At 60.5% G+C, this 14,543-nt stretch carries 16 protein-coding genes; 10 read left to right on the forward strand and 6 right to left on the reverse strand.

Features of this window, described 5'->3' with window-relative positions; translation table 11 throughout:
• The first annotated feature begins 90 nt into the window (after nt 1-90).
• A complete protein-coding gene (locus tag J3P73_RS29925) occupies nt 91-285 on the forward strand; it encodes a hypothetical protein (RefSeq protein WP_003577126.1) in 195 nt (64 codons plus the stop codon).
• Nucleotides 286-570: 285 nt separating this feature from the next.
• Here J3P73_RS29925 and J3P73_RS29930 read toward each other — a convergent pair whose 3' ends face one another.
• Complete coding sequence (locus J3P73_RS29930) at nt 571-810, reverse strand: hypothetical protein (protein ID WP_064246549.1); 240 nt, start codon at nt 808-810, stop codon at nt 571-573.
• 209 nt (nt 811-1,019) lie between these two features.
• On the opposite strand from J3P73_RS29930, the gene J3P73_RS29935 reads away from it, so the two are divergent.
• Complete coding sequence (locus J3P73_RS29935) at nt 1,020-1,580, forward strand: hypothetical protein (protein WP_185828613.1); 561 nt, start codon at nt 1,020-1,022, stop codon at nt 1,578-1,580.
• A 48-nt stretch (nt 1,581-1,628) separates the two neighbouring features.
• Here J3P73_RS29935 and J3P73_RS29940 read toward each other — a convergent pair whose 3' ends face one another.
• Nucleotides 1,629-1,949 (reverse strand): hypothetical protein, encoded by a 321-nt coding sequence (locus J3P73_RS29940; protein ID WP_185828614.1) that lies wholly within the window; start codon nt 1,947-1,949, stop codon nt 1,629-1,631.
• Nucleotides 1,950-2,238: 289 nt separating this feature from the next.
• On the opposite strand from J3P73_RS29940, the gene J3P73_RS29945 reads away from it, so the two are divergent.
• The 8 genes from J3P73_RS29945 to pepT all read left to right on the forward strand — a co-directional run bounded on the left by J3P73_RS29945 (nt 2,239) and on the right by pepT (nt 10,520).
• Nucleotides 2,239-2,961, forward strand: a complete 723-nt coding sequence (locus J3P73_RS29945) for a FadR/GntR family transcriptional regulator (RefSeq protein WP_130690094.1) — start codon at nt 2,239-2,241, stop codon at nt 2,959-2,961.
• Nucleotides 2,958-4,130 carry a PLP-dependent transferase gene (locus J3P73_RS29950; protein WP_018071089.1) on the forward strand — a complete coding sequence of 391 codons (1,173 nt, stop codon included), beginning with the start codon at nt 2,958-2,960 and terminating at the stop codon, nt 4,128-4,130. Before J3P73_RS29945 ends, J3P73_RS29950 begins: the two co-directional genes overlap by 4 nt.
• Before the next feature lie 35 nt (nt 4,131-4,165).
• The gene (locus tag J3P73_RS29955; RefSeq protein WP_018071090.1) at nt 4,166-5,425 is read left to right on the forward strand and encodes an ABC transporter substrate-binding protein; all 1,260 of its coding nucleotides are present in this window, start codon (nt 4,166-4,168) and stop codon (nt 5,423-5,425) included.
• A gap of 99 nt (nt 5,426-5,524) precedes the next feature.
• A complete protein-coding gene (locus tag J3P73_RS29960) occupies nt 5,525-6,460 on the forward strand; it encodes a carbohydrate ABC transporter permease (protein WP_024319982.1) in 936 nt (311 codons plus the stop codon).
• A gap of 4 nt (nt 6,461-6,464) precedes the next feature.
• Nucleotides 6,465-7,295, forward strand: a complete 831-nt coding sequence (locus J3P73_RS29965; protein WP_018071092.1) for a carbohydrate ABC transporter permease — start codon at nt 6,465-6,467, stop codon at nt 7,293-7,295.
• A 4-nt stretch (nt 7,296-7,299) separates the two neighbouring features.
• Nucleotides 7,300-8,358, forward strand: a complete 1,059-nt coding sequence (locus J3P73_RS29970) for an ABC transporter ATP-binding protein (protein WP_075225506.1) — start codon at nt 7,300-7,302, stop codon at nt 8,356-8,358.
• A gap of 72 nt (nt 8,359-8,430) precedes the next feature.
• Nucleotides 8,431-9,183, forward strand: coding sequence for a metallophosphoesterase (locus tag J3P73_RS29975; protein ID WP_130683190.1), 753 nt, complete (start codon nt 8,431-8,433; stop codon nt 9,181-9,183).
• 104 nt (nt 9,184-9,287) lie between these two features.
• Nucleotides 9,288-10,520, forward strand: a complete 1,233-nt coding sequence (pepT, locus tag J3P73_RS29980) for a peptidase T (protein ID WP_130688826.1) — start codon at nt 9,288-9,290, stop codon at nt 10,518-10,520.
• A gap of 146 nt (nt 10,521-10,666) precedes the next feature.
• On the opposite strand, the gene J3P73_RS29985 is transcribed toward pepT, so the two are convergent.
• From J3P73_RS29985 to cysT, 4 genes are all read right to left on the reverse strand, one after another.
• Nucleotides 10,667-11,503: a cell wall hydrolase gene (locus J3P73_RS29985; protein ID WP_018071096.1), complete on the reverse strand. Its 837-nt coding sequence runs from the start codon at nt 11,501-11,503 to the stop codon at nt 10,667-10,669.
• A 266-nt stretch (nt 11,504-11,769) separates the two neighbouring features.
• Nucleotides 11,770-12,810: a sulfate/molybdate ABC transporter ATP-binding protein gene (locus J3P73_RS29990; RefSeq protein WP_024319985.1), complete on the reverse strand. Its 1,041-nt coding sequence runs from the start codon at nt 12,808-12,810 to the stop codon at nt 11,770-11,772.
• A 10-nt stretch (nt 12,811-12,820) separates the two neighbouring features.
• Nucleotides 12,821-13,693, reverse strand: a complete 873-nt coding sequence (gene cysW, locus J3P73_RS29995) for a sulfate ABC transporter permease subunit CysW (RefSeq protein ID WP_024319986.1) — start codon at nt 13,691-13,693, stop codon at nt 12,821-12,823.
• Entirely contained in the window at nt 13,683-14,540 is an 858-nt protein-coding gene (cysT, locus tag J3P73_RS30000; RefSeq protein ID WP_018071099.1) for a sulfate ABC transporter permease subunit CysT, read from the reverse strand. The genes cysW and cysT overlap by 11 nt, the downstream gene beginning before the upstream one ends.
• Nucleotides 14,541-14,543: the final 3 nt, after the last annotated feature.

Here is a 14,543-nt window from a genome sequence, read left to right on the forward strand (position 1 = left end):
ACCGACCTACGACGGCAATCTGACGCGTCGTAAACCCTTTGTTCCACTTTTCTAAGATGGTGCTCCCGTGTGGCGCGCCCGAGGTTTGTTATGCAAAAGCAAGCTGTCGTATTCAACGGTCAGGAAGTCGGGATCGCGGTCCCTGTCGAAAACCGCCTCAAATTCATCGCTGTCCGCTTCAATGTCATCGACTTGGACAACAGGCTCTTCGACACGGTTACCGAAATCCGGCGCGCCATTACCGAGCATCTCGCGTCCAGCGGTCGTGCGATCACCTCGCACTGACTGTCAGGAGATATTCTTCAACGCCACGGCAGAACTGGGATTGCAGGCTCGTTTATGAAACCCTGCAAAGCTGCCGCTTCACAACGCTGCGCGTTTGCGAGAACTCAAAGGTGAATATCGCGCTTGCCCCACCACCCACTGCATCCTGATGCTTAGCGCGATGCGGGTTATCGTGCCGTGACGCGATTGTCGTCGAAGTGGAAAGAAGCTCGACCACAATCCCGATCGAGCTTGTGACGTGCCGAGGACCGATATCGGCCCGTTTGGCGTGACTGCGCGGACGGGTTACCGTGGCGGACGCTTCCCAGAGAGCAGTTCCCAAGCACGACGTATCTTCTCGAGCCTGGAGGAAATCCGCTCCTTTGCGGGAGGAATCAACATGCCGTTGCGGAAATCGGCCAGGGCTTGGGCTTCCAACCTGGTCCTATCGCTTGCCCCCTCACGGTCAGCGATCGGCTTGCCGGTCTGGCGATCCATGACCGACCACATCCCGTTCTCAAGTGCTTGTATTTCGAAGCGCTGCATATTGAAGCCCTGGTGTAAGCGTCCACGTCAGCCTGAAATCCCTTTGAAATCAACTGGGGCGGCGGATTGCTTCACACATATTTCGGTGAGATGGTGAACCGCGGGTTACCCGTGGACAAGCCTGGAATGAATCTCCATACCCGTGTCCGCGACGGTGCCAAGGAGGTGTGCTAGGTCCGTGGCGGCAGCTTCTTTCTCAGGAGAATGACATGATCACTCGACGCTCCGCCCTGATAGTATTTGCGAGCGCTGTGTTCTCCGGCGGCGTATACGCACAGGATCAGGTTACCGACGGCCGGTCTCCAGGGTCGCTTGCCTTCAAGATCACCCAGCTGCCCGTTAAATCGGACACCGATGACCTCGCCTTGATGGCGTCGTATGGTGATGGCGACTACCAAACGAAATTCGCTATCGAACTGCAGAGCGAATCGCGTGGTAGGTTTCTCCATGTTGCAGGCGGCGCGCGACCCACGCATTTCATTTCCGAACTGGCCAAAGCCCTGGAAGCGAGCGATCTTCGCCTTTCAAACGCCAAACAGGACACGCTAGCATTCGATATAGCATTTCTCGGACCACCGACCGTCCGCTCCTCGGGAGGCGGTTTCGGCGGCGGCCCCGGAGACTGGTACACTACCAAGATTTTCTTCGGGGAAGATCAAGCCGAGGTCTACCTTAACTTCAATCTCGTGTCCGGTGAGGCGGAGTTCAGCATCAAGGACGAGAGCTATGGCAACGCTGTCCTCTCCGAACTGTCCAAGGTGATCTGGTAGGGGCAATGCCGATTCAGCGGTTTGCGAGGCCAATGCCGGATCCACCACCTAGGCGCGGGCTGATGGCATATCGGGAATGGCGGGGGTCAAACCTTCCGCCACCGTGGACAGCAGCCGGGAGACATCGTGGAGTTTGCTGTCGCTCTGCTGCCATCTGGCCACAGTCTTGGCAACTTCTTCCGCACGCTCCATTCGCTCAGACAGAAGCGACAGATCGAGTGTGCCATACTCACCATAAGCAATCTGATCCGCCTCAGCCTGTGACTTTGCTCGCATTATCTCGTGAGACGCTTTGTGCATCCGCAGCCTCATCTTGATCGAAAGTTCGCGGAATCGTTCTGAGTGATTGTCTGGCCTGCCATGTTTCATCGCGTGGTTTCCTCGTTTCACAGACAATGCTCCACGAGCTTGCAAGAGACGAAACGGCAAAATCCTCACAACGCTCCCGCTGAATTCAACCCCTCTAATCGCCCTTTCAAGGTGCCGAAAACCCTCTTGGCCACGCCAGACCTCCTTTTGGGACACCAACCCCGCGGTCTGGGCCATGCGAGAGTGCCTTACACAAACAAACACGACTTGACGTCTGTCGCTCTTTGAGAAATGCTAAGATGTCAGACCAATTTCAGGGCCTGACTGCCTGATAAGAAAATGGGGAACCATGAAGGCAAATCGTAGCGACAGGCCGGTGATCCGGCCGCTTCCGGTCATGGACCGCGCGCGTCAGGTGACCGATGCACTGGCGGATTATGTGGAGGAAGCGCGGTTGAAGGCGGGCGATCGGCTGCCGGCCGAGCGCGAGCTGATGGCAGCCCTTGCCGTCGGCCGCTCGACCATTCGCGAGGCGATCCGCCACTTCCAGGCGCTCGGCGTCATCGAGACGCGCAAGGGCAGCGGCACCTATCTGCTGAAGCCGGTTTCCAGGGCGACGATCCACATGCCGCTGTCGCTCGACACGGTCCATTTACGCGACGCGCTGCTGCAGACGCTAGAGGTTCGCCGCGGCATCGAATGCGAGGCGGGCATGGTTGCGGCCCGGCGGCGCACGAGCACGGATCTCGTTGTCATCGAGGAAAAGCTGGACGCGATGGAACGGGTGCACTTGGAGAAGGGCACCTCCGGGCCGGAGGATCTTGCCTTCCATCTCGCCGTCTACGACGCCACCCACAATCCGCTGTTTCGCCAGCTTCTCGAACAGATGCGCGAGACCTTCGAACGCTTCTGGGAACATCCGTTCGACCGGCAGGATTTCGCGCGCCGGTCCTTTCCCTTTCACCGCACGCTTTTCAACGCGATCGCTGCCGGGGATCCCGAGGCGGCGCGCGCCGAAACATTGAAAATTCTCGATATCGTCGAGGAAGACATCAAGGAAATGTCCAAATGAGCAACGGCTCTGAACCGTTCGATCTTGCTTCCCTCATCACGGCGCATGACGAAGGCAACTTCGCAGACGCCGTCGTGCCGCCGATTTTCCAGACCTCGCTTTTCACCTTTTCCGATTACGACGACATGATCGCCTCTTATCGCGGCGAGAAGGTGCGGCCGATCTATACGCGCGGCCTGAACCCCACAGTGCGTGCCTTCGAAGAAATGCTCGCCAAGCTCGAAGGGGCGGAGGATGCGTTGGGTTTTGCAAGCGGCATGGCGGCGATCTCGTCGGCGGTCTTAAGCTTCGTAGAGCCGGGCGACCGCATCGTTGCGGTCAAGCACGTCTATCCCGATGCCTTTCGCCTGTTCGGCACTATCCTGAAGCGGATGAAGATCGAGGTGACCTATGTCGACGGGCGCGACGAGGAAGCGGTCGCCAAGGCGCTGCCCGGCGCCAAGCTCTTCTACATGGAAAGCCCGACGAGCTGGGTGATGGAGGCCCATGACGTCGGTGCGCTCGCAGCACTCGCCAGGCAACACGGCATCGTCTCGATGATCGACAACAGCTGGGCGAGCCCGTTCTTCCAGCGGCCACTGACGCTCGGCGTCGATCTCGTCATCCATTCGGCCTCGAAATATCTCGGCGGCCACAGCGATGTGGTGGCCGGCGTCATCGCCGGCTCGAAGGCGATGATCGCGCGCGTCAAGGCCGAGGCCTATCCCTATCTCGGCGGCAAGCTTTCGCCGTTCGACGCCTGGCTGCTGATCCGCGGGTTGCGCACGCTGCCGCTGCGCATGCGGGCCCACGAGACATCGGCGCTTGAAATCGCCAGGCGCCTGCAGAAGCTCGACGTGGTGGAGACAGTCTGCCATCCGGGGCTTACCAACCGCTTGCCCGCCGGGCTCAACGGCACCTCGGGCCTGTTTTCCTTCATATTCCGCGAAGGCGTCGATATCCGAACCTTCGCCGATCACCTCAAGCTCTTCAAACTGGGTGTAAGCTGGGGTGGACATGAAAGCCTGATCGTACCGGGCGAGGTGGTGCTCCAGCAGAAGGCACAGCCAAATTCCGCACATGCCTTCGGCATCCATGCGCGATCCGTACGTCTCCATGTCGGCCTCGAAGGAACCGAGGCCCTGTGGAGAGACATCGAGGAGGCGCTCGCCGCCGCCTCACAATCCTGAAACCCGAGAGAAACCTAATAAGGGGGAACTGAGCCATGAAAAAACTAATAATCTCGACGCTCTTTGCTTCGATGATGGCGGGTACGGCCTTTGCCGATACGACGCTCAAGCTTGTCGAAGTCATCACCAGCCCGGAGCGCACCGAAACGCTGAAATCGATCGTCGGCAAATTCGAAGCCGCCAATCCCGGCACCAAGGTCGACATCATCTCGCTGCCCTGGAACGAAGCGTTCCAGAAGTTCGCGACCATGGTGTCGGCCGGCGACGTGCCCGATGTGATGGAAATGCCCGATACCTGGCTGTCGCTCTATGCCAATAACGGCATGCTCGAGAGCCTGGAGCCCTACCTCGAAAAGTGGGAACACACCAAGGAGCTGACGCCGCGCGCGCTTGAGCTCGGCCGCGACGTCAAGAATACCGCCTATATGCTGCCCTACGGCTTCTATCTCAGGGCGATGTTCTACAACAAGAAGCTGCTTTCGGAAGCCGGCGTCGCCGCGCCGCCGAAGACGTTGGAAGAATTTACCGCCGCTTCGGAGAAGGTTTCCAAACTGTCCGGCAAATACGGCTACTGCATGCGTGGCGGCCCGGGCGGCCTCAATGGCTGGATGATCTTTGCCGCCTCGATGGCCGGCTCGAACAAGTATTTCAACGATGACGGCACCTCGACGATGAACAGCCCCGGCTGGGCCAAGGGCATCGAATGGATGGTCGATCTCTACAAGAAGGGCTATGCGCCAAAGGACAGCGTCAACTGGGGCTTCAACGAAGTCGTCGCCGGCTTCTATTCCGGCACCTGCGCTTTCCTCGACCAGGATCCCGATGCGCTGATCGCCATCGCCGAACGCATGAACAAGGACGATTTCGGCGTCATGCCGCTGCCGAAGGGCCCTGACGGCAAGTCCTTCCCGACGATCGGCTATGGCGGTTGGTCGATGTTCACGACCAGCGGCAACAAGGATCTCTCCTGGAAGCTGATTGCCACCCTCGAAGGGCCGGAAGGCAATATCGAGTGGAACAAGCGCATCGGCGCCCTGCCGGCCTATACGGCGGCCGAGAAGGATCCTTTCTATGCCGGTGACCAGTTCAAGGGCTGGTTCGAGGAACTGGCGGACCCGAACACGGTACCGACCGTCATGCCGACCTACCTCGAGGAATTCGCCTTCTTCAAGGATTCGCTGGCGATCAAGACCTCGCAGCAGGCATTGCTCGGCGATATCTCGGCAAAGGATCTGGCCGACCAGTGGGCGGACTACCTCACCAAGGCACAGCAGAAGTTCCTCGCCAAGAAATAAGTGACGGACTGACGGCGGCGGCTCTTCGAGACGGGGCCGCCGTCGCTTTTTGGATGACACAGACGGCGCATGAACGCCGCGAATGGGAACTTCTGGCCGATGACCATTTCCGCCGATACGCTCGACATGCGTCGCGACCGCAGGCCATGGCTGCGTCGCGTTGCCGATGCTTCGGAGCCCTATCTCTATAGCGCGCCGTCGCTGATCCTGATCATTGCGGTCATGCTGGTGCCGCTGACGGTCGGCATTTCCTACGCCTTCCGCGATATCCAGCTGCTCAATCCGTTTTCCGGCGGCTTCATCGGGCTCGACCATTTCCGCGAGCTTGCCGGCGATGCCGCCTTCTATGGCGCGCTGAGGAACACGCTCTGGTGGACAGGCGCCTCCGTCGTCCTGCAGTTCGTCTTCGGGCTGATCCTGGCGCTGCTGCTCGACAAGCCGTTTAAAGGCAGAGCAATCGCGCAGGCGCTGGTCTTCCTGCCCTGGGCCGTGCCGTCTTTTCTCGCCGGCCTCAACTGGGCCTGGCTGTTCAATCCCGTCATCGGCCCGATCCCGCACTGGCTCTTCGCCCTCGGGCTGATGCATGAGCCAGGCAATATTCTCTCCGATCCCAACTATGCGATGTGGGGGCCGATCGTCGCCAATGTCTGGTGGGGCATTCCCTTCTTCGCGATTACGCTGCTGGCCGCCTTGCAGGCGATCCCGCGCGATCTCTATGAGGCGGCATCGATCGACGGCGCCGGCTGGTTCCAGCGTTTCCGCTCGATCACCCTGCCGTTTCTGGCGCCCACGATCGCCATCACCGTGCTGCTGCGCACCGTGTGGATTTCCAATTTCGCCGATCTCATCGTCGTCATGACCAGTGGCGGGCCGGCCGATCGCACGCAGATCGTCGCCAGCTATATCTTCACGACAGCCTTCAGGCGGCTCGATTTCGGTTATGCCTCGGCGATCGCGCTGGTGCTGCTCGTACTGCTGCTTGCCTATTCGATGCTGATCATCCTGCTCCGGCAGACGTTGCTGAACAAGGATTGAGATCATGAGACGATCCGTCATTCCCACCATCGCACACCGTCTGGCGATCCTCTGCTATATCGCCTTCGCACTCTTTCCGCTGTTCTGGCTGCTCAAGGTCTCGGTGACGCCGAACGACCTGCTCTATAGCGAAGGCGTGCGGATGTGGCCGTCGCGCACGACATGGGATCACTATGCCTTCGTGCTGCGCCACAGCGCCTTTCCGACCTTCTTCAAGAACAGCCTGATCGTCTCGGCCTCGACGGCAGTGACTGTAACGGTCTGCGCTTCGCTGTCGGGATATGCGCTGTCGCGTTTCAACTTCCGGGCAAAATACTGGATCGTCGCCCTGATGCTGCTGACCCAGATGTTCCCGCTGGTCATGCTGGTGGCGCCGATCTTCAAGATCCTCTCGCCTCTGCATCTGACCAACAGCCTGACCGGGCTCGTCATCGTCTACACCGCCTTCAACGTGCCTTTCGCCACCTTCCTGATGCAGTCCTTCTTCGACGGCATTCCGAGGGATCTCGAAGAGGCGGCGAAGATCGACGGGGCGACGCAGTTCACGGCGTTTCGCCAGATCATCCTGCCGCTGACGCTGCCGGGGATCGCCGCCACCCTCGGCTTCGTTTTCACGGCCGCCTGGAGCGAGCTGCTCTTCGCGCTGATGCTGATCAACGGCAATGACGCGGCGACCTTCCCGGTCGGCCTTCTCACCTTCGTTTCGAAATTCTCGGTGGATTTCGGGCAGATGATGGCGGCGGGCGTCATGGCGCTCATTCCGGCCGGCCTCTTCTTCCTGCTCATCCAGCGCTATCTCGTCCAGGGCCTGACGGCCGGCGCGGTCAAGGGTTAAACAAATGGCATCGATCGATATCCGGAATATCCGCAAAGCCTATGGCCATGTGCAGGTGCTGCACGGCGTCGACCTCGAAATCCGGGACGGCGAATTCGTCGTGCTCGTTGGCCCGTCCGGCTGCGGCAAGTCCACGCTGCTGCGCATGATCGCCGGGCTGGAGGAGGTCACATCAGGTGAGATCCGCATCGCCGGCAATAGGGTGAACGAACTGCATCCCAAGGACCGCGATATCGCCATGGTGTTCCAGTCCTATGCGCTTTACCCGCATATGAACGTCGCCGGCAATATGAGCTACAGCCTCAGGCTCCGGAAGGTGGCGAAGGAGAAGATTGCAAGCGCGGTGGCCGCGGCCGCCGCCAAGCTCGGCCTCGATCCTTTGCTCGAACGAAGGCCGAAGGCGCTTTCTGGCGGCCAGCGCCAGCGCGTCGCCATGGGTCGCGCCATCGTGCGCCAGCCGAAGGCCTTCCTGTTCGACGAACCACTGTCCAACCTCGATGCGCGCCTGCGCGAACAGATGCGCGCCGAAATCAAGAAACTGCATGGCGATCTGAAGGCGACCTCGATCTACGTGACCCATGACCAGATCGAGGCAATGACGCTGGCGGACCGGATCGTTGCCATGCATGGCGGGGTGGTCCAGCAGGTCGGCAGTCCCCTGGAACTCTACGACCGCCCCGCCAATCTCTTTGTAGCCGGCTTTATCGGCTCGCCGGGGATGAATTTCCTCGAGGCCGGCTATGATGCCGGCGGCGTGAAGCTGAAGGATGGCACGATCGTGCCGCTTGCAAAGCCTTTGCCGCTTTCAGACGGCGCAAAGGTGACGCTCGGCATCCGGCCGGAGCATGTGCTGATGAGCGACGGCGGGGCGGGGCTTGCGGCGGATGTGGAACTCGTCGAACCCACAGGCTTCGGCATCATCCTGCACCTTGCCCTGCATGGCCTGCCATTCAAGATCTTCACGCTGAACCGCGACGCGCTGAAAGCGGGGCCGAAGGTCAATGTGGCCTTCCCGGCCCAGTATCTGCATGTGTTCGACGCCGAGGGAAAACGCGTCGACTGAATGGTCGGAGGCCGGTAGCCTGACGCTATCGGTTTCGGCATATTGTCTCCAGCAGAGGCGAGGAGGCAGAATATGCTCGTTGCGCAGATATCCGATATCCATGCAGGGCCAGACCTTTCGTCGGTGCGGACGCTGGAGCGGGCGATAGCGTGGCTGAAGACGTTCCGCCCGGATGTGCTTGTTGTCACCGGAGATCTGGTGGACGACGGCTGGCGGCACGGCTATCGCCTTGTCGCCGAAAGCCTGCGGTCGCTGGACTGCCCTGTCCACCTGTTGCCGGGCAATGGTGACGATGTGCAATTGATGCGTTCCGAACTTGCCGCCGTCGGCCCATGGATCAATGCGACCGGACCGATGCATTTCCGGACAGCCGTCGATGGGCTGACCCTCTTCGGTGTCGATGTAACCGTCGCCGGTCAGAGCTACGGCGACGTCCTGCCGCATCTGCCGTGGCTGATGAGCGCGCTTGCCGACGTGACGACGCCTGCTCTTCTGTTCATGCATCAGCCGCCATTCAAGATCGGCATCGAGACGCTGGACCAGATCGGATGCAGGAACGGCAGTGCGCTTCTCGGCACCCTGGAGACGATGCACAGGCTGCCGCTGGCGATTCTCTGCGGCCATGTCCACCGACCTGCATTCGGTCGGTTGGGATTGATCCCTGTCCAGACCTGCGGCTCCCTCTGCCCGCCCAATCCGCTTCTGCTGGAAGGCCGTGCGGATCTTTCGGTGATCGATGCTCCGTCCTTCCTCGTGCATGAGGTCAGCGATGGCAGGCTTGTTTCACATGTGGTCTCTGTTCCGGTATCCGACAGAGGTGCATGAAAAGGATTGAACGGTCATTCCTCACGTGCTGCGAGCGGAAAAATCTTTTGCCGCATCGCCCGGGAGGGCTATATCGTCCGTGTGATCTTGCTGGACTGGATGCCATGACCGACACTGTTCTCGACCGCTTTCTCCGTTATGTCGTTATCGACACGCAATCCGACCCTGCCTCGTCGACGCAGCCGACCACCGGCAAGCAGAAGGATCTCGGACGGGTTCTGGTCGATGAGCTGCTGAAGATCGGTCTTGCCGACGCGCATCTCGATGAGCACGGCTATGTCTACGCGACCATTCCGGCCAATAGCGACAAGGCGGTGCCGGTCATCTGTTTCTGCTCGCACATGGATACGGCGCCCGATTTCAGCGGCACTGACGTCAAGCCGCAGATCGTCAGGAACTATGCCGGCGGTGACATCAGCCTTCCCGGTGTCACCGGCCGGGTGATCCGCGTCAGCGATCATCCCGAGCTGCAGAACCAGATCGGCAACGACATCGTCACGACCGATGGGACGACATTGCTCGGCGCCGACGACAAGGCGGGACTGGCCGAAATCATGGCCGCGGCTGCGATGCTCGTCGGCAATCCAGATATCAGGCACGGGACGATCAAGATCCTGTTCACGCCCGACGAGGAAGTCGGGCGCGGCGTCAACAAGGTCGACCTGAAGAAACTCGGTGCCGACTTTGCCTATACGATGGACGGCGAGACGGCCGGCCATATCGAGGATGAGACGTTTTCGGCCGACGGCGTCGAGATCAGCATATCAGGCGTGGCGATCCATCCCGGCTTTGCCAAGGACCGCATGGAAAACGCCATCAAGATCGCCGGCGCCATCATCGACCGGCTGCCAAGGGATATTGCCCCCGAGACCACGGAAGGCCAGCAGGGCTTCATCCATCCCACCGGCGTGACCGGTTCGATGGAGAAGGCGTCGCTGAGTTTCATCATCCGTGACTTCACCGACAAGGGTCTCACGGAAAAGGAAACGATGCTCGAAGCCATCGTCAAGGAGGTGATGGCTGTCTATCCCGGCTCGACCTATCGTTTTGAGGTGAAGGAGCAGTATCGCAACATGAAGGTGGTGCTCGATCGTCACCCGGAGATCGTCGACAACGCTATCGAAGCGGTGCGCCGGGCCGGCATGACGCCGGTGCGCGGCAGCATCCGCGGCGGCACGGATGGCTCGCGCCTTTCCTTCATGGGATTGCCCTGCCCGAACATTTTCGCCGGCGGTCATGCCTTCCACTCGCCGCTCGAATGGGTGAGCCGCCAGGACATGGAAAAGGCGGTCAAGACGATCGTGGAACTGGCGAGGGTCTGGGAAGAGCGCGCCTAAAGCGCGTCGCGGCAATCCGGATTCATGCGACGCGCTTCAGATCATTGATTCATGCATGTCGTTATCCCGAAACCGCTTCGCACTTTCGCGTCCGATATTGCGCGGAAACAAAAACATGCTTCCACCACATAACCAGGAAGGGCGGTTTAACCGCCGTTCGCCGGAAGGCTTTCACGCAGCATAACGCTGTCATAGGCGGGGCGGGGAATAGGGATCGCGATGGGCATTCCCGGCTCGGGCTCGACCGATGTTACCGGTGATGTTTCCGGCGCGGTCACCGGCGCCGTTATCCGCATCTGCCCCGTGCTCGCCGTCGCCATGGGATCTGGAGCCGGCAGAGGAACGGGAACTGCCGAGGGTATCAGTGCCTCGAATTGCGGCGGCAGCATGCTTTCGCCGGGCACATAGTTCATCGCCACCTCGTAGGAGGGCAGCGGCGGCGGCGTTTCAAGCATGCCGTTGGAGTCGCGCTTCTCGTAGAAGGCGTTGCCGCCGGCAACCGTCACATAGTGCATGTTGTCGTAAGGGAATTTCAGCCCATCCGTGTGGAAGAACATCGCATCCTTCACCGCAGGATGGCGTGCGCCTTTAACAAGGATTGCATCGGCAGCGCTGGCAAGCTCAGTTTCCGCCTGCGGCTTGACTTCGCGCGTCATCACGCCGGGCGCGAACTGCCTTTTCTGGGCCACGACGCCGCAGATCGATGTGGGATAGGCGCCGGAGGTGAGCCTGTTCATGACGACGGTCCCGACAGCCATGTAGCCGTCTTCGTCCGAATGCTGCGATTCGAAATACATCGCGCGCTGCAGGCACTCGCGGTCTTTGGCCGTATAATTGAACGTGACTTTCGCCGCTTGGCCCTGCTTCGTCTTGGTATTCGCCGCCGTTCCCGCCGGTTTCGATGTCGTTGTGCAGCTTGCTGCTGCCAGTCCTACGAACAAAATCCCGATCAGGGATTTTCCAAAGGAAATCTCCGCCCTCAACGCCAGGTGCCTCCTATGGGATTAGTCCAGCCCTTAATGATTAAGCGAAAACGTTTTACTCGTCATATGACTGAAATACAAACAACCTTAGATAACAAAAACCTTAAGAGACTCTCGCCAAATACGATTCCGGCGGCGAGCCATTGCAAAATTCTTGAGATCGGAATCGATCCAAGGATAAAATTATCCCAGCAATTCAAAGTGTTACAGCGTCTTTTGCGGCTCTCAAAAAGTCGCGGCGCTGTGGGCGGGAGGCCCAATCTCCATCAGCTGCGGAACAGTTTCCAGCGGGTTGGCTTGAAGGCTACCCGGTTGCGGTCAAGCCTTTCAGCTTCGCTCGGCGGCAATTCGATCTCGATATGCGGGCGGTCGTTGCCGATATCCAATTCGATATGGCGGGTGCCTGCCACGCGGCGGCTTGAGACCGGCTGGCCGGCGATACAGTTTTCGGCTGATTCGCAGAGCCTGACATCGTGCGGGCGGAAGTAGAGCTGCGCCGTGCCATCCGGTTCGCCCTCGGCATTGAGGCCGAGCGAGCGGCCTTCGAATCGAATGTCGCCGTCTGATATCTCGACCTGCAGGCAGTTCGACTGGCCGATGAAGCCGAAGACGAAGGGAGAATTCGGATTGTCGTAGACTTGGTCCGGTGTGCCGACCTGTTCGATCGCGCCCTGGCTCATGACGACGACGCGGTCGGCAAGCTCCAGCGCCTCATCCTGGTCGTGGGTGACGAAGACGGTGGTGTGGCCGGTACGGTCGTGGATATCGCGCAGCCATTTGCGCAGATCCTTGCGCACCTGGGCGTCGAGCGCGCCGAAGGGTTCGTCGAGCAGCAGCACGTTCGGCTCGACGGCCATGGCGCGGGCGAGCGCCACGCGCTGGCGCTGGCCGCCGGAAAGCTGGGCCGGGTAGCGTTTTTCGAGACCGGAAAGCTGGACGAGGTCGAGCAGTTCGAGCGCCCGCCTGCGGATATCGGCCTTCGGCGGCCGCCGCGCGCTGTTTCTGACCTTGAGGCCGAAGGAGACGTTTTCGAGCACCGTCATGTAGCGGAAAAGTGCATAGTGCTGGAAGACGAAGCCGATATTGCGCTGCTGCACAGTCTTCTTCGAGGCATCCTCGTCGCCGAAGAAGATCAGCCCCTCCGTCGGGCTTTCGAGGCCGGCGATCAGCCGCAGCAATGTCGTTTTGCCGGAGCCCGAAGGGCCGAGCAGTGCGATCAGCTCGCCGGAGCGGATGTCGAGCGAGACATCGTGCAGCGCCGGAAAACGATCGAATTCCTTGCGAATGTTTTGAACGCGTACTTCCATTCCAATTCCTTCAGTGCCGCCGGCTGGCGGCGATTTCCGCGCTATAGCGCATTTCCAGCAGCGTCTTCAAAACAAGAGTCACGAGCGCGAGCAAGGCCAAAAGTGTCGCGACAGCAAAAGCGCCGGTGAAATTATACTCGTTGTAGAGAATTTCCACCTGCAGCGGCATGGTGTTCGTCTGGCCGCGGATGTGGCCCGACACCACCGAGACCGCGCCGAATTCGCCCATGGCGCGGGCGTTGCAGAGAAGCACGCCATAGAGCAGGCCCCATTTGATATTCGGCAGCGTCACGTGCCAGAAGGTCTGCCAGCCGCTGGCGCCGAGCGAAAGGGCAGCCTCCTCGTCGGCCGTTCCCTGTTCCTGCATCAGCGGGATCAGCTCGCGGGCGACGAAGGGGAAGGTGACGAACATGGTGGCGAGGATCAACCCCGGGACGGCAAACAGGATCTTGATGTCGTGAGCGCTGAACCACTGGCCGAGCCAGGTATTGGCGCCGAACAGCAGAACGAAGACCAGGCCCGATATGACAGGTGAGACCGAGAAGGGCAGGTCGATCAGCGTCGTCAGGAAGGCCTTGCCCTTGAACTCGAATTTGGCGATCGCCCAGGCGGCGACGACCCCGAAGACGAGGTTGAGAGGCACGCTGACGCCGGCAACGATCAGCGTCAGGCGGATCGCCGAGAAGGTCTCGGCGTCTGCGAGCGCTTCGAAAAAAGGGCCGGCTCCCTTGCGGAAGGCCTCGACGAAGACGGCGGCGAGCGGCAGAAGCAGGATCAGCAGCAGGAAGACCAGCGAGAGGATGATCAGGGTGAAGCGCGCGATCCTGTTTTCGGTGGTCACCGACCGCAGCTTCGCCGGTTGAGCGGTCGCATCAAGCGCCATAGCCGTACCTCCGCCTGCTCCAGCTCTGGATGAGATTGATGACGAGCAGCAGGGCGAACGAGAGGACCAGCATGATCGCCGCAATGCCCGTCGCTGCCGCGTAATTATATTCTTCGAGTTTGATGATGATCAGCAGCGGCGCGATCTCCGATTTGAACGGCAGGTTGCCGGCGATGAAGATGACCGAGCCGTATTCGCCAACGCCGCGGGCAAAGGCGAGCGCGAAGCCGGTGAGCACGGCGGGCGCCAGCCCCGGCAGCAGCACGCGGAAAATCGTCTGGAAGCGGTTGGCGCCGAGCGTTGCCGCTGCCTCCTCCACTTCCTTGTCGATTTCCTCCATGACGGGCTGCACGGTGCGCACCACGAAGGGCAGGCCGACGAAGATCAGCGCCACGACGATACCGGCAGGCGTGAAGGCGATCTTGATGCCGAGCGGCGTCAGGAACTGGCCGATCCAGCCGTTCGGCGCGTAGAGCGTCGCCAGTGCGATGCCGGCAACGGCGGTCGGCAGCGCGAAGGGCAGGTCGACCATGGCATCGATGATGCGCTTGCCGGGGAAACGGTAACGGACCAGCACCCAGGCGAGGACGATGCCAAACACGGCATTGACGATCGCGGCGATGAAGGCGCTGCCGAAGCTGATGCGCAGTGCGTTCAGCGTGCGCTGATCGAGCGCGATCGACCAGAATTTCTCCCAGCCGAGCGCGCTCGACCGGACGGCAAGGCCGGAGAGCGGGATGAGGATCAGAAGGGTGAGCCAGGTCAAGGTAAGGCCGAGCGCCATTCCGAAACCCGGAATGACGCTCGGCCGTTTGAACCGCCACCGCGTGGGGCTATGTGCTTTCATGAA

The sequence above is a fragment of the Rhizobium ruizarguesonis genome (assembly GCF_017357285.1).
GTDB classification, from domain to species: domain Bacteria; phylum Pseudomonadota; class Alphaproteobacteria; order Rhizobiales; family Rhizobiaceae; genus Rhizobium; species Rhizobium ruizarguesonis.

Bases quoted from the DNA above. Each gene is read 5' to 3' on its own strand.
- J3P73_RS29950 (WP_018071089.1), top strand. From the start codon at position 2,958: ATGAGCAACGGCTCTGAACCGTTCGATCTTGCTTCCCTCATCACGGCG.
- J3P73_RS29955 (WP_018071090.1), top strand. From the start codon at position 4,166: ATGAAAAAACTAATAATCTCGACGCTCTTTGCTTCGATGATGGCGGGT.
- pepT (WP_130688826.1), top strand. From the start codon at position 9,288: ATGACCGACACTGTTCTCGACCGCTTTCTCCGTTATGTCGTTATCGAC.
- J3P73_RS29965 (WP_018071092.1), top strand. From the start codon at position 6,465: ATGAGACGATCCGTCATTCCCACCATCGCACACCGTCTGGCGATCCTC.
- J3P73_RS29990 (WP_024319985.1), bottom strand. From the start codon at position 12,810: ATGGAAGTACGCGTTCAAAACATTCGCAAGGAATTCGATCGTTTTCCG.
- J3P73_RS29940 (WP_185828614.1), bottom strand. From the start codon at position 1,949: ATGAAACATGGCAGGCCAGACAATCACTCAGAACGATTCCGCGAACTT.
- J3P73_RS29960 (WP_024319982.1), top strand. From the start codon at position 5,525: ATGACCATTTCCGCCGATACGCTCGACATGCGTCGCGACCGCAGGCCA.
- J3P73_RS29930 (WP_064246549.1), bottom strand. From the start codon at position 810: ATGCAGCGCTTCGAAATACAAGCACTTGAGAACGGGATGTGGTCGGTC.
- cysT (WP_018071099.1), bottom strand. From the start codon at position 14,540: ATGAAAGCACATAGCCCCACGCGGTGGCGGTTCAAACGGCCGAGCGTC.
- cysW (WP_024319986.1), bottom strand. From the start codon at position 13,693: ATGGCGCTTGATGCGACCGCTCAACCGGCGAAGCTGCGGTCGGTGACC.
- J3P73_RS29925 (WP_003577126.1), top strand. From the start codon at position 91: ATGCAAAAGCAAGCTGTCGTATTCAACGGTCAGGAAGTCGGGATCGCG.
- J3P73_RS29945 (WP_130690094.1), top strand. From the start codon at position 2,239: ATGAAGGCAAATCGTAGCGACAGGCCGGTGATCCGGCCGCTTCCGGTC.
- J3P73_RS29935 (WP_185828613.1), top strand. From the start codon at position 1,020: ATGATCACTCGACGCTCCGCCCTGATAGTATTTGCGAGCGCTGTGTTC.
- J3P73_RS29970 (WP_075225506.1), top strand. From the start codon at position 7,300: ATGGCATCGATCGATATCCGGAATATCCGCAAAGCCTATGGCCATGTG.
- J3P73_RS29975 (WP_130683190.1), top strand. From the start codon at position 8,431: ATGCTCGTTGCGCAGATATCCGATATCCATGCAGGGCCAGACCTTTCG.